This window comes from Cobetia crustatorum, from assembly GCF_000591415.1.
In the GTDB taxonomy this organism is placed as follows: Bacteria; Pseudomonadota; Gammaproteobacteria; order Pseudomonadales; family Halomonadaceae; genus Cobetia; species Cobetia crustatorum.
The window spans coordinates 22,948-36,023 of record NZ_JEMF01000062.1 but is presented as its reverse complement, the minus strand read 5'-3'; the positions used below and the strand labels follow the sequence as shown (position 1 = coordinate 36,023).

Below are 13,076 nucleotides of genomic sequence, written 5' to 3'. Positions count from 1 at the left end.
ACACCATATCGAACATAAGCGTCACGATGATCGACTGCGTGGGGCAGAATAGTCAGAGGGTGAACTCACTCACGACTAATCTGTCCCACGCTTTAGTATTCTACCGTCGAGTCTTTCGGGCCAACGACGCAGACGATCATCTTTACAGGAGGACGTGTCATGACAACCGACACTCGTACCCCCGTCATCATTCAGGCAGACAAGTCGGTCCCCGCTAGGTACGCGGAGAGCGTATCTGATGCTCAGACAAACCTTCATGTGCACGCTGACGCATATTCCACCGAAGGTTTCTGGGACAAGGTCTCGAAGGTGGCGAAAAAGGCCGGCAAAACCGTTCTTAATCCCGCATTTCGCATGTATTTTGCGGCTCAGGATTCCGACACGCCGATCTGGGCCAGAACCACCATCTACGGCGCATTGGGTTACTTCATCTCACCGATTGATGCGCTACCGGATTTCACTCCATTGCTGGGCTATACGGATGATCTCACTCTAATGGCCGGTGCCGTTGCCATTGTGGCAGCTCACATCAAGCAGGAGCATGCCGAGCGAGCCGATAAAGTGCTCAAGCGCTGGTTTGATTGATGTCCTCGGAAAGGTTGAAACGCACTCCCTGCCTTACGTTCAGTCGCTTGCCGTCAGCATGATATCCTGACGGCCGTTGTCACCTTGACCTTGTCATTGCCTAGAAGCGTTGGCTAGAGACAGCCCTTAGAGACAATCGCTAGAGACATGAACACTCAGGAAACCTCCATGACATTGATGAAACCCGCACTTGTGGGTCTGGCGGCACTCCTGATGACCGGCTGTGTCTCGCGCGCACAGATTGATATTCCCGTGATACAGCCTGTTCAGGCTCCAGCCTACGAGAACAAGACCTTTTTCCCCGATATTTATTACAGCCAGCCCGAGGCTGACCTGTTTTCTGGCGTTGCTCAGCAAGCCATGCAGCCCCTTGGCAGCGTCAAGTTATCGTACGTCTGTTCGCCAGCCATGACCCACTTCGATCAGCTATTGCGCGAACAGCTACCGAGTAGCTCGAGCATCACTCATGATGCGCGCGGGCGATTATCGCCTGCAGGTCGAGATTCTGGCGCACGAGAATAGGGGCCCGGTCTACCTCGACTATCTGATGGCCATCAATCTGCCCAAGAACCTGCTGACGTTCGGCATTGCCAATGAAGACTTCGACATCATTGCTGACTTCAATGTCGAATATCGGCTCTATGACAAGAACGAGCGACTACTTTTCAGCAAGGACTATGCGGTCAAGGATTCCGTGCCTCATCAAGCGGGGAATTTCGACTTTGGAAATCGCATCTTTCTACCAGCGCAGAACATGATGAAGAAATATTTACTGCTGACCATGAACGACTTCTTTCACCATGCCAGTCGTCCACTCCTTGCAGCGGGTAGCTAGCCGGCATACCGCAAGCTTCACCGCCCTCGCCTCTCTGATGCCTCGTCTGTCCTGCAGTCGGGCCATTTTTCTTTTATCACTGATCGTCTCGTAACGCCCCAAGCCCCACCACTGAGCTTCACGGCAGCATGCCTATTAGTCTAATCATTGTGGTACTCCGCGAGATAAAGGCACATCCACAATCCCTTAAACATCATTACATTCAACATATTGCGCCATTGAAATGCCTAAAACCCCACTGGTATTACCAGATGACCTCCAGTAGCAGAAACAAATCGACTCTCTTACCTTGAGCTAGCATCACAGGTATGAACATGACGCATTCACCCACAACAATAATGACGTTCGCTGCGCCACATCACGGAGAGTGCTGCACATGAATCAGTCGCTACTGGCTCTACTAGCCTTTGTGCCATTACTACTTGCGGGAATTCTATTGATCGGTTTTCGCATGGCCGCGCGTATCGCCATGCCTATCGTCTTCGTAGTAACGGCGTTGATTGCGTTACTGGCGTGGGACATGACTTTCAACCGCGTACTTGCCTCCTCGCTGCAAGGGTTGATTCTGACCGTCGCTATCCTGTGGATCATCTTCGGCGCTCTGCTGCTGCTGAATACACTCAAGCACTCCGGCGGTATCGCCGCGATTCGCAACGGCTTCTCCGGCATCAGCCTGATCGTCGCGTACAGGCCATTATCGTTGCATGGTTGTTCGGGTGCTTTATCGAAGGTGCCTCTGGATTCGGTACGCCAGCCGCTGTTGCCGCCCCTCTGATGGTAGCGCTGGGATTTCCGGCACTGGCCGCTGTCGTCGTCGGCATGATGGTGCAATCAACTCCCGTGTCCTTCGGCGCAGTTGGCACACCCATCGTCGTCGGGGTATCAGGTGGACTCAACAAGGCAGGTGTCAGCGAAACTCTGGCCAGCAATGGCTCCAGCTGGGATAGCTACTTCCAGCTGATCACCTCTGAAGTCGCGATCACGCACGGCATCATCGGTATCTGCATGCCATTGATCATGGTCGCTGTGATGGTGCGCTTCTTCGGAGCGAATCGCTCCTGGCGTGAAGGCCTGGAAGTGGCACCATTCGCCCTGTTCGCCGGTGTGTGTTTCGTGGTGCCTTATGTGCTGGCCGGCATGCTGCTCGGCCCGGAATTCCCGTCAATGATCGGTGCCATGGTGGGACTGGCCATTGTCGTGCCTGCTGCGCGCAAGGGCTTCTTGCTTCCTACCACCACCTGGGACTTCCCGAAAGTCGAGAGCTGGCCGCAGGAGTGGATTGGCAAGCTGGACATGACACTGGAGCCCGTAGAAGGCCGCAAGCCGCTTTCCGTCGGTATGGGCTGGATGCCCTATGTGCTGCTTGCCGTGCTACTGGTACTCTCGCGCGTCATCCCTCCTCTCAAGGAGGCACTGACCTCCCTGAGCTTCGGCTGGAACGGCATTCTAGGTGAAAGTGACATTTCCGGAAGCCTGCAACCGCTATATCTGCCCGGCGGTATCCTGGTCGTGGTGGTCTTGCTGACCACCGTGCTTCACCGGATGCGCATGAAGGATGTCGGCGCTGCAGTCTCGGAGTCCAGCCGCACGATTCTGGGCGCTGGCTTCGTACTGCTGTTCACCATCCCGATGGTGCGCATCCTGATCAACTCGGGCGTCAATGAGGCGGACCTGGTCTCGATGCCCGTCGCGATGGCACAGTTCATTGCCGATAGCGTCGGCGACATCTATCCACTGTTTGCGCCAGCTGTCGCGCGCTCGGTGCCTTTATCGCCGGCTCCAATACCGTCTCCAATCTGATGCTGGCTGACTTCCAGTTCAACGTCGCCGAAGCTCTGGGCCTCTCCAGCGCCATGATGGTCGCGCTACAGGCCGTGGGTGCTGCTGCCGGCAACATGATCGCCATCCATAACGTGGTCGCCGCTTCTGCCACCGTGGGCCTACTGGGGCGCGAAGGCATCACGCTGAGAAAGACGATTCTACCGACGCTCTACTACGTCATCTTCGCCGGTATCATCGGCATGATTGCCTTCCATGGCATCGGCGTAGTGGATGGATTGATGCGCTAGAACAGACACTTCAGCAGCTACCGTGGAGACGCAGACAACGGTGTGCTGGATGGGGTTGATCCACAACGACAAAGGGGCCTCGAAAGGCCCCTTTGTCGTTGATAGGTACTGACGATACCCGCTCATGACCAGCGGATCATGGCCTCTCCCGCCATGACAGGAAAGCCGAGCAGATCGCGAATGGCCGCGGCATCCGGCGAGAGAGTCAGCCAGCTCACGGCAGCGATGTTGATCAATACCACACACCAGAACACGACCCGATAGCTTGTCTTGCGCGTCTTGTGGCGCAGGCTCTGCTGGGCGATCCACGCGCCCGGCCAGCCACACAGCAGCTCCATGAGGTGCAATTTCCCCTCGGACACACGCCACTCCCCTGATGTCGCGGCCTGCTTGTCGACTCGATAGGCCAGATACGTCACCAGACTCATGCCCAGATACGCCACTGGCAACATCCAGGGCAGACGCCCCTGCTGCCAGCCTGCCCCGAGCACGACCATCACGACCAGCATCATCAACCATGCAAGCCCCACTCCAGCAGAAGTAGTGGAAGCTCCTGCCCCAAGCGTGCGAAAGCGTGTGGCACGTGGGCGATTGTTCTCATCCATGCCCAACTGATAATGCACCTGCGCACTGGCTTTCGGCCGTCCGCGCCCCTTGTACGCACTAATATGAGCGAACACCTCCTGCCCGCCCAATGACGGCTTGATGAAGCCAAAACCCTTGTCATCGTTCCAGCGCGTCAATCTTCCTTGAAGGCTCATGTGCCAGCGACTCGTCCGTGTGTCATTGTCCAGCGGCCATCTCTAGCCAACAAAGGTGCCAGTGCTCTTGCCACCCCCAGCATTGCCACCCCCATTCTGGTCATTATCATGATCGTTGTCGTCATGCTCAGTACGCTGGTCGTCATCACGGAAGCTGCCCTGAATGGCGTCATTCGCCATTGCAGCCTTTTGCTCAGCTGAGCGCGCCAGCGCCTCATTCGGATTACGTGCTTCCACCTGCATCTGATATTGATAGCCTTGAGTTTCCAAAAGGCTGGCGTACCACTGATTGCCCTTGAGGCTAATCGTGAGGTTCAAGCCAAGAAACAGCACATTGGATATCAGCTGTCCTTCCACCGTTGCCGGAATGAGCACTGAGCTGAGCACGATGAAACCGAACAGACTGGCCGCGAGTATCCAAATCCGCTTGTATAGCGCCCAGAAAACCCCGAAGAAGAAGGCGGGCCATGACCAGCCCTGTTTGACGGCACGGGGACCATGCAGGGGATGCTCCAAAATACGGTATGTCGCCATCACGAAAATCCTTGTCAGATGCCCTCGTCCACACGCAGAACACGTGCTGAACACGCAGGTCACAGATGAACTGTGCCAATGACACCCATGGCCTCATCGACACCTCAAAGCCTGTCACTATAAACATCTGCACTTGTCAGGACCATGAACTCCGCCTCCTCCACGGACGGAGGCGTGCTGCGCACCAGATGCATGAACGCCGTGTGCAGGGACGATCATCCAGACAGGCCAATGACCACAGGCTGCTCAGTGGCAGGATAGGCACAACACATCAGCACCTGCCCTTGCGCGATGGCTGCGTGCGGCGCAACAGGATATTGAACCTCCCCCGACACCAGACGTAAGGCACAACTTCCACAGCGACCGGATCGGCAACTCGACAAGGGCGCCAGACCAGCCTGTTCCGCCAGCTCCAGCAAGGTGCCTTTCTCGGGGAGCCATTCGGCAATCGTGGCAGCCTCCCGCGGCAAGGGTCGTCCGCGCTGAGCCCGCGGTATGAAGGTGACTTCTGCGCGCTCCGGCAACGTGTGCAGTGAAGATGCGCCATCTCCAAACGGTGCCTCAGAGTCCAACGCCCCCTGCCCGAAGAATTCGTGATGCAAGTGCTCACGCGGTAATCCCAGCGTCATGAGCGCGGCATGTTGCGCTCTCATGAAACCTTCCGAACCGCACAGATAGACATGGCTATGGGCCATGTCCGGTAACCAGTGCATCAGCGATGATAGCGCCAAGCGTCCACGCGAATGATGACGAGACGAGGACGTCGCGCTGGCAGGCGATCGTGAGTGAGCGATATGCAGGTGCAACCATGAATGCTTGTGTGCCCATGCCTCGAGTTCGTCTGCAAAGGCCTGTTCTTCGTCATCACGTGCGACATGAACGAAGAACACCTCATGTGGCTCGGTATCACCCGCCGTTACCTGCCGGATCCGCTCCTCCAGCATGGCGATCATCGGCGTGATACCGACGCCAGATGACAGCAACACGATCGGTGCGGACGCTGCTTGCAACGTGAAGTCGCCCGTCGGCGGCAATGCCTCGATCACATCGCCCACTAAAAGCTCATCATGCAGCAACCGGGAGGCGACGCCCTGTGGGTCACGCCTGACCGAAATTCGATAGCCCGTGAGATCGCCATGCCACGCTTGAGACAGACTGTAGCTGCGCATGACCGGAATCGAGCCACTGGTTAGAGGTTGTGATGGCGTCGACGACAACCGCAGGGTGAGAGACTGCCCCGCCCGATAGGCCTCCACCGTCTCGGCCTCATGTGCGATGGGCGTTAGATGGAACGACGTAATCGACGCACTTTCCTTGATCTTGCGTGTGACACGCAGACGACGAAATATCTGAGGAAGCGTCGCTGAGCGTGGCCATTCGCCGGTCTGTGCCAGCGAGGGTGACAGCTCGATCAAGCGCGCCTGCGCGGGAAGGACATCCCTGACATGCAGGACCTGCTCGGGCACGACATCCACAATCCGCTCGGCACCTTCAATCAATGCCGCACGTTGCGGATTCCAGTCCACACGCGCCCGCCCCTTCAGCACAAGCGCTTCTCCGCTGGCGAAATCAGGAATCAACAGACTGATGCGTGAGTCCTGTTCAATGTTGCCCAGCGTATTGAAGAAGCGATTCCCGGCGAAATCCGGGAACGACAGACTGCCATCCGGATTCAGGTGCAAGAAACCGGGCTTGCCACCACGGTGCGAGACATCCACGCCATTATGCGACGCTGCATCCAGCTCGGCGGCGCGGGTGGCGATGAAAAAGGTATCGGCCTGTGCCAGAAGCCTTTTACTGAACGAGGACGTGATTGAGACGGCATGACTTGTCGGTGCGCGCGCCGTACCAGACTGCCAATCCACCTCGCGTTGCTGAATGTACTGGGGGCAATTGCCAAAGCTCTGATCAACCGAGAGCCGCACGCCATGCTCGTCGTGAGACAGTACAGTGCCGTTCAGACGATTGCGTCGTCGGCTGCTCATGTCGAGCCCCAACAGCCCAAGCTTGGCCCCTGGCTCAATCTCGAGATCAAGTATCTTGGCAAGTGGCGGCGTCTTGCGAATCACCATCTCATTCGGTGACACCTCGCACAGTTCACCGGGCGCATCAAAAGCCACGATAGCCCACGGCCATCCCTGCTTGTCTGGCACGCCCAGGAACAGTACCGGCAGGCTCTCGAAAAAAGCGACATGCTGATCAGGCATCTTGCCGCGCACATAAGGTGCCACTTGATCCACATAGCTGCCAGGAACGCCCGCCCGCGCTTGAACGCGGCGTTCACCTTCGTGAAATACCTGCCGATGAAACGTCATGATGACTACCTCAAATAACGTTGGCGCGTCATGCCAGCGCGGGGCTACGGGCCATGCCGACAAAGTGGGGCTGTGCCTCAATGCGTGCCAGCCAGGCAACGATTGACGGATAAGGCGCCAGACTGACGCCGCCTTCGGGAGCATGTGCGATATAGCTGTAGCCGGCGATATCCGCCAGCGTGATGCTGCTGCCTGCCAGGTAAGAGCGCTGTTCGAGGTGGTGTTGCATGACAACAAAGAGCGCATGGGCTCGGGCAATAGCCTGCTCATGATCCAGAGATGCACCGAATAACGTCACCAATCGCGCTGAACACGGACCCGCCGCGATCTCACCGGCAGCGATGGATAGCCAGCGCTGGACTTCCGCTGCCGCCAGCGGCTCACTCGGCAACCAACGATCATCGGTCGCGTAACGGCGCACCAGGTAGATCAGAATGGCATTGGAATCGCTGAGAAAGTCACCGTTATCCTCGATGGCCGGTACTTGCCCCAACGGGCTGATCTTCAAGTACTCAGGGAACTTGTGCGCCCCATTGGCCATGTCGAGATCAACGGTGACATAGGGCAGCTCGAGCAGTGCCAGCATCAGCTCAACGCGATGACAGTGGCCGGACTTCGGATTGCGGAACAGACGGATGGGCGCTGATGTGGCAGCAAAGCGTGAGTTCATGATTCACCTGACAATGTGAGGAAAGAGCCAAGGGCGGCAAGCGCAGTGCGCTGCAGGAAAAGTGACTGGCGATGACGACTCAGAAGCCGAAATCGCTCAACCCCGGGTGATCATCCGGTCGGCGCCCCAATGGCCAATGGAACTTGCGCTCGCTCTGCGCGATGGGGTGTTCATTAATGCTGGCGTGGCGGTGGGTCATCAGACCCTGCTCATCAAACTGCCAGTTCTCATTGCCGTAGGCGCGAAACCACTGGCCGCTGTCATTGCGATATTCATAGGCGTAACGCACGGCGAGCCGACCCCCTGCGCTGGCCCACAGCTCCTTGATCAGGCGGTAGTCGAGCTCGCTTGCCCACTTGCGAGTGAGGAAGGCCACGACCTCATCTCGGCCGGTCACGAATTCGGCACGATTGCGCCAGCGGGTGTCCGGCGAATACGCCAGCGCTACCTTCTCGGGGTCACGGCTGTTCCAGCCGTCTTCGGCAAGACGCACTTTGTGTGCCGCAGTGTCTGGCGTGAACGGTGGCAAGGGATGGCGGGGAAGATTGGCTGACATGACAAAGGCTCCAGCGGTTGGGGAATCAAACACATCCCCCACACTACTCCCCTCATCTGGCTGCTAGAATCCTCAGCAGACACAATTCATTATTCCGCCACATGACAACAATCAACCGCCGCAGGAGGCGAGGATGGACAGACTACAGACCCTGGAAATCTTCGTGGCCGTGGCCGATGCCGAAAGTTTTACAGCGGGTGCCCGCGTACTTGGCATGAGTGCGCCATCAGTGACGCGCGGCATCAATGCACTTGAGAGCCATCTGGGCGCACGACTGTTCACGCGGACAACCCGCCGTGTGCGACTGACGGATATTGGCACACGTTATCTGGAGGATGCTCGGCGCATTCTGGCGGAGCTTCAGGCAGCAGATGATGGCGTCAGTGGTGCGGCGACACGCCCGACAGGGCTCCTGCGTATCACCTGCCCGACCGAATTCGGGCGCATCCATGTCATGCCCCTGGTGATGGAATATCTCGATACCTATCCCGACATGCGAGCCGACATCGTGATGGTCGATCGCGTGGTCAACATGATCGAGGAAGGCTTTGATATCGCCGTGCGCATTGGCGCGCTGCCCTCTTCGGGGCTGACGGCATTGCGTGTGGGGAGTGTACGCCGCGTGGTCTGTGGCGCCCCTGACTACTTCGCACGCTACGGCACACCCATCACACTTGAGGCGCTGGCCACACAACGCATCATCACGACCACCACCTTGAACAACAGCAAGGAGTGGCGCTTTGGCAGTGAACGAGAGCAGACGATACGTATCCGCCCCCGTCTGACCGTCAGCAGCATAGCGGCCTGCATAGAAGCGGCCCGCACGGGCTGGGGGATCACGCGAGTGCTTTCCTATCAGGTGGGTGAGGATCTTGAGGCGGGACGCCTGCAAACCGTACTGGAATCCCTCGAACCGCCGCCCTTGCCCATTCACCTTCTGCATAGCGAAGGGCGTGGTGCCGTCGCCAAGGTGCGTACCTTTCTCGATCTTGCCGCGAAGCGTCTGAGAGATACGGCCGTTCTTGATACACCGGGCTGACTCCTCACGAAGAGCGCGAATGACTGAAGGCCGACATGTCTTGCAGCAGCAGTATCAACAGGCGATTGGCCGCGACACTCAACTGCCGCCCCAGACGGCTGATGAGCCGAACATGTGGACTGGCGAACAGGTCTCCTTCAAGGGAAATCCGGCACAGTCCTCCCGCATTGACTTCCTCATTGACGACAAACTCCGGCAGCAAGGTCACCCCGCCATGCAGTGCGAACTGCTTGAGCATCGCGATGGCATTGCAGGTGAGTGTCGGACGCAACATGACGCCTGCCTGATGCTCCGCCAACGTCAGAATCTGACGAATGCCGAAGGAGACCTCCGGCAATGCCAGCGGATAGGCAGATAACGCCTCAAGCGTCAGCAACGGCGTTGCGGAAGTGGCGGTCGACACCAGTGGATGCTCAGGACTGACGACAGCACATACCGGCTGTTGCTGTGAGGCGTGTGCACGAATCCTTGGATCTCCGGTGGGATTGAAGACCAACCCCAGATGCGCCTCATCCTCGACGACCTGACGGATCACCTCATTGGTGCCGCAGACATTGACCTTGATCTCGATGCCCGGATACCGCGTCGAGAACTGACTGAGCGGCCCCGCCAGCCCCTCGATGAATCCCTCTCCGATCGCCAGTATCAACGAGCCACTCTGCAGGCCTTTCAGCGACTGCAATGACTCCAGCAATACCTCCTGCTGCGCCAGGCGTTGCCGGTAGTACTGTAATACCCGCTCCCCCGCCTCGGTGGGCTTGACCCCTCGACGATGACGTTCAAGCAATGGCGTGCCCAGCTCGTGCTCAAGCTGTGTGATCTGACGACTGACGGCAGAAGGCGCCACGTTCAGATAGTCCGCGGCGGCGCGAACGCTGCCCAACCTGGCCGCTTCATAGAAATGCCCGATACGTCGCTCTTGCACCAGACTCATGAGCCTCCTGTGTTGCTTTTAAAGCAACATGAATGTGAATTCTGGATTATTGCTGGAACAGAGACTCCCTGTCCATACTCTTCAACACAGCATCCCACTCAACAGATCACACTGCGCAGGAAGACATAATGACAACAACCGTCGGTGTTATTGGCCTGGGCAACATGGGCGGCGGCATGGCCGCCACCCTCGCCCGTCATGCATTCCCTGTATTCGGATTTGACCTCTCGGAGGCGGCGCGTGAGAAAGCGGCCGCAGCAGGTGTCACACCGGTCAGCTCGCTTGCCGAGCTGCTGGAGACGATCGATATCGTGATCCTCTCACTTCCCAAGGCAGAGCATGTGGAGCAGCTGTGTCTGGGCAGGGAAGGCGCTCAGGAAAACGAACAGGACGCCATCAGTCTGCTGGCCCTGGGCAAGCCGGGGCTGATCGTGATCGACACCACCACCTCCACCCCCGAGACCAGTCGCAAGGTAGCGGCAGCCCTGGCCACACGCGGTATCGACTTCATTGATGCTCCCGTCTCCGGTGGCCCAAAAGGCGCTGCCACTGGCAGCATGTCGATGGTGATCGGAGCCGAGGATGACGTGCTCGCACGCGCCATGCCGGTACTGGAAGCCATGAGTGGTACCCGCGTACACGTCGGCAGCTGCGGCGCAGGCAATGTCGCCAAGATTGCCAACAACATGCTTGCCGCCTGCCATCTGATCAGCACGGCAGAGGCCGTTTCCATGGCCGCCAGGGCCGGTGTCTCACCGGAGAAGCTGCTCGAAGGATTGAACGCGGGATCGGGACGTAGCGGCGCGACCCAGGTCATGTTCCCCAGCTGGGTGATCAACAAGGCCTACGATTCTGGCTTCAGCATGGGACTGATGCGCAAGGATGTCGGACTGGCCAGTGATCTGACGGCACGCCTGGGGATGGAGCTGCCCCTCTCAGCTACCGTCGCGCAGCTGTGGGATGACAGCAGCGCCACGCTGGATGACAGCGAAGACTTCTGCGCCATCGTTCAGCGTACCGACCCTACCCTCTACGGCCACGGAGAATGACCATGTCGCTCATGACAGCCCCTCAGTCCACACGCGTGTCACACCGCATTCAAGAATTGATGCAACCCTTCCGAGAGGGTCGCTGCGTACAGGGCGCCGACGGCATGGACGCCGATATGGCGGATAGCGTGATCGGCAGCCTGATCGATGGCACCTTCGTCATCGGTACGGGTGCGCCCATCGAGGTACGCAACGCCCATGATGACAGCCTGATGCTGTCTTATCCCGATGCGGATGCTTCACAGGTCGCGCTGGCAGCGCAGGTCACTCGGCGTGCGCAGGCCGAATGGTGGGCGCTTACCGCTCAAGCGCGTGGCCGCGCCATGTATCACGTCGGTGCCTTGATTCGCGAGCAGGCAGGTGTGCTGGCTGAACTTGAGTCGTTGACGGCCAACAAACCGATCCGTGATGCGCGAGTCGAGGTGGCCAAGGTAGCGGAGATGTTCGAGTACTACGCGGGTTGGGCAGACAAGCTGCACGGCGAGGTGATTCCGGTACCGACCTCACACCTCAACTACGTGACCTACGAACCGCTGGGCACGGTACTGCAGATCACACCGTGGAATGCCCCGATCTTCACCGCCGGTTGGCAGATCGCCCCGGCCATCGCGGCCGGCAATGCCGTGATTCTCAAACCGTCCGAGCTGACCGCACTGTCTTCCCTGGTGCTAGGCGTGTTGATCGAGCGCGCGGGCGTACCACGCGGACTGGTCAACGTCATCGCCGGCTACGGCCATACCATCGGCCAGGCCTTCATTGCCGAGGGGGATGTTCGCAAGGTCGTGTTCGTCGGCTCACCCGCCACCGGTCGTCACATCGCCACGGCAGCTGCCCAGCGCTGCATCCCGGTCGTGCTGGAACTGGGCGGCAAGTCGGCCAATATCGTGTTCGAGGATGCCGATCTCGAGGTCGCACTGCGCGGTGCTCAGGCTGCCATCTTCTCCGGTGCCGGTCAGAGCTGTGTCTCCGGTTCACGATTGCTGGTTCAGGCCTCGATCTTTGACAGATTCACTGCGGCACTGGCCGAGGCTGCGACGCAATTCGCGGTCGGCAATCCGCTGGATCCCGACACTCAGATCGGCCCGATCAACAATGCCAAGCAGTATCAGCATGTGAAAGCGATGCTGACTGGCGCCCTAAAGGAAGGCGCCGTATTGGAAGGCTCGTCAGCGGACCCGATTCCCGACGCCCCCGGCTACTACATCAACCCGACCGTGCTCACGGGGCATAACGCGCTGACATGCGCTCAGGAAGAAATATTCGGGCCGGTCGTGATCGCGATTCCCTTCGAGGATGAGGCCGATGCCATCCGCATCGCCAACGATAGCCGCTTCGGACTGGCAGGCGCGGTGTGGACACGCGACGTCGGCCGCGCGCATCGCGTGGCACGTCAGGTGCGTGCCGGCACCTTCTGGGTCAACAGCTACAAGACCATTCATGTCAGCTCGCCGTTTGGTGGCTACGGCGAGAGCGGCTATGGGCGTTCATCCGGTCTGGATGCACTGCGCGAATACAGTGAAGTGAAAAGCGTGTGGGTCGAGACGGCAGCACAACCGGCGGCCAACTTCGGCTATGGCGCCAGTCTGGAATAAACCGCGCCCGCATGCTGCTGAACGACAAGGCGTCACTGTTGCTGCATTCGTTGTAGCTTCAACAGTGGCGCCTTGCGACGTTAGGTGAATATGCGTGGGCGTCATACCCCCATACACAACTCGCGTTTGCGGCCGCC

The 13,076-nt window shown here is 58.7% G+C and carries 12 protein-coding genes and 1 pseudogene; 7 read left to right on the top strand and 6 right to left on the bottom strand.

Annotation, left to right across the window (positions count from 1 at the left end; all coding sequences use genetic code 11):
* Positions 1-159 precede the first annotated feature (159 nt).
* The 4 genes and pseudogenes from BF12_RS20100 to BF12_RS20095 all read left to right on the top strand — a co-directional run bounded on the left by BF12_RS20100 (position 160) and on the right by BF12_RS20095 (position 3,489).
* Entirely contained in the window at positions 160-585 is a 426-nt protein-coding gene (locus BF12_RS20100) for a YkvA family protein (RefSeq protein WP_024952657.1), read from the top strand.
* Between the two features lie 168 nt (positions 586-753).
* On the top strand, positions 754-1,107 hold the full coding sequence (locus tag BF12_RS0113050; RefSeq protein WP_024952656.1) for a hypothetical protein: 354 nt from the start codon (positions 754-756) through the stop codon (positions 1,105-1,107).
* On the top strand, positions 1,052-1,420 hold the full coding sequence (locus BF12_RS0113045) for a hypothetical protein (RefSeq protein WP_024952655.1): 369 nt from the start codon (positions 1,052-1,054) through the stop codon (positions 1,418-1,420). Before BF12_RS0113050 ends, BF12_RS0113045 begins: the two co-directional genes overlap by 56 nt.
* 376 nt (positions 1,421-1,796) lie before the next feature.
* Positions 1,797-3,489: pseudogene (locus BF12_RS20095) on the top strand (L-lactate permease).
* Between the two features lie 122 nt (positions 3,490-3,611).
* Here BF12_RS20095 and BF12_RS0113035 read toward each other — a convergent pair.
* The 5 genes from BF12_RS0113035 to BF12_RS0113015 all read right to left on the bottom strand — a co-directional run bounded on the left by BF12_RS0113035 (position 3,612) and on the right by BF12_RS0113015 (position 8,325).
* Positions 3,612-4,250, bottom strand: a complete 639-nt coding sequence (locus tag BF12_RS0113035; protein ID WP_024952654.1) for a DUF1294 domain-containing protein — start codon at positions 4,248-4,250, stop codon at positions 3,612-3,614.
* Positions 4,251-4,292: 42 nt separating this feature from the next.
* Entirely contained in the window at positions 4,293-4,784 is a 492-nt protein-coding gene (locus BF12_RS20090; RefSeq protein ID WP_024952653.1) for a DUF2628 domain-containing protein, read from the bottom strand.
* A 215-nt stretch (positions 4,785-4,999) separates the two neighbouring features.
* The gene (locus BF12_RS0113025) at positions 5,000-7,099 is read right to left on the bottom strand and encodes a 2Fe-2S iron-sulfur cluster-binding protein (protein ID WP_024952652.1); all 2,100 of its coding nucleotides are present in this window, start codon (positions 7,097-7,099) and stop codon (positions 5,000-5,002) included.
* Positions 7,100-7,127: 28 nt separating this feature from the next.
* Positions 7,128-7,769 carry a glutathione S-transferase family protein gene (locus BF12_RS0113020; protein WP_024952651.1) on the bottom strand — a complete coding sequence of 214 codons (642 nt, stop codon included), beginning with the start codon at positions 7,767-7,769 and terminating at the stop codon, positions 7,128-7,130.
* Positions 7,770-7,848: 79 nt separating this feature from the next.
* Positions 7,849-8,325 carry a nuclear transport factor 2 family protein gene (locus tag BF12_RS0113015; RefSeq protein ID WP_024952650.1) on the bottom strand — a complete coding sequence of 159 codons (477 nt, stop codon included), beginning with the start codon at positions 8,323-8,325 and terminating at the stop codon, positions 7,849-7,851.
* 133 nt (positions 8,326-8,458) lie between these two features.
* On the opposite strand from BF12_RS0113015, the gene BF12_RS0113010 reads away from it, so the two are divergent.
* Complete coding sequence (locus tag BF12_RS0113010; RefSeq protein ID WP_024952649.1) at positions 8,459-9,364, top strand: LysR substrate-binding domain-containing protein; 906 nt, start codon at positions 8,459-8,461, stop codon at positions 9,362-9,364.
* A 4-nt stretch (positions 9,365-9,368) separates the two neighbouring features.
* Here the strand turns inward: BF12_RS0113010 and BF12_RS0113005 are convergent, their stop codons facing one another.
* Positions 9,369-10,298: a LysR family transcriptional regulator gene (locus BF12_RS0113005; RefSeq protein WP_024952648.1), complete on the bottom strand. Its 930-nt coding sequence runs from the start codon at positions 10,296-10,298 to the stop codon at positions 9,369-9,371.
* 38 nt (positions 10,299-10,336) lie between these two features.
* Between BF12_RS0113005 and BF12_RS0113000 the strand changes: the two genes are divergently transcribed.
* Complete coding sequence (locus tag BF12_RS0113000) at positions 10,337-11,347, top strand: NAD(P)-dependent oxidoreductase (protein ID WP_345917415.1); 1,011 nt, start codon at positions 10,337-10,339, stop codon at positions 11,345-11,347.
* Positions 11,348-11,349: 2 nt separating this feature from the next.
* Positions 11,350-12,939, top strand: a complete 1,590-nt coding sequence (locus BF12_RS0112995) for an aldehyde dehydrogenase family protein (RefSeq protein WP_024952646.1) — start codon at positions 11,350-11,352, stop codon at positions 12,937-12,939.
* The last annotated feature ends 137 nt before the right edge of the window (positions 12,940-13,076 follow it).

Bases quoted from the DNA above. Each gene is read 5' to 3' on its own strand.
- BF12_RS20100 (WP_024952657.1), top strand. From the start codon at position 160: ATGACAACCGACACTCGTACCCCCGTCATCATTCAGGCAGACAAGTCG.
- BF12_RS0113050 (WP_024952656.1), top strand. From the start codon at position 754: ATGACATTGATGAAACCCGCACTTGTGGGTCTGGCGGCACTCCTGATG.
- BF12_RS0113045 (WP_024952655.1), top strand. From the start codon at position 1,052: ATGATGCGCGCGGGCGATTATCGCCTGCAGGTCGAGATTCTGGCGCAC.
- BF12_RS0113035 (WP_024952654.1), bottom strand. From the start codon at position 4,250: ATGAGCCTTCAAGGAAGATTGACGCGCTGGAACGATGACAAGGGTTTT.
- BF12_RS20090 (WP_024952653.1), bottom strand. From the start codon at position 4,784: ATGGCGACATACCGTATTTTGGAGCATCCCCTGCATGGTCCCCGTGCC.
- BF12_RS0113025 (WP_024952652.1), bottom strand. From the start codon at position 7,099: ATGACGTTTCATCGGCAGGTATTTCACGAAGGTGAACGCCGCGTTCAA.
- BF12_RS0113020 (WP_024952651.1), bottom strand. From the start codon at position 7,769: ATGAACTCACGCTTTGCTGCCACATCAGCGCCCATCCGTCTGTTCCGC.
- BF12_RS0113015 (WP_024952650.1), bottom strand. From the start codon at position 8,325: ATGTCAGCCAATCTTCCCCGCCATCCCTTGCCACCGTTCACGCCAGAC.
- BF12_RS0113010 (WP_024952649.1), top strand. From the start codon at position 8,459: ATGGACAGACTACAGACCCTGGAAATCTTCGTGGCCGTGGCCGATGCC.
- BF12_RS0113005 (WP_024952648.1), bottom strand. From the start codon at position 10,298: ATGAGTCTGGTGCAAGAGCGACGTATCGGGCATTTCTATGAAGCGGCC.
- BF12_RS0112995 (WP_024952646.1), top strand. From the start codon at position 11,350: ATGTCGCTCATGACAGCCCCTCAGTCCACACGCGTGTCACACCGCATT.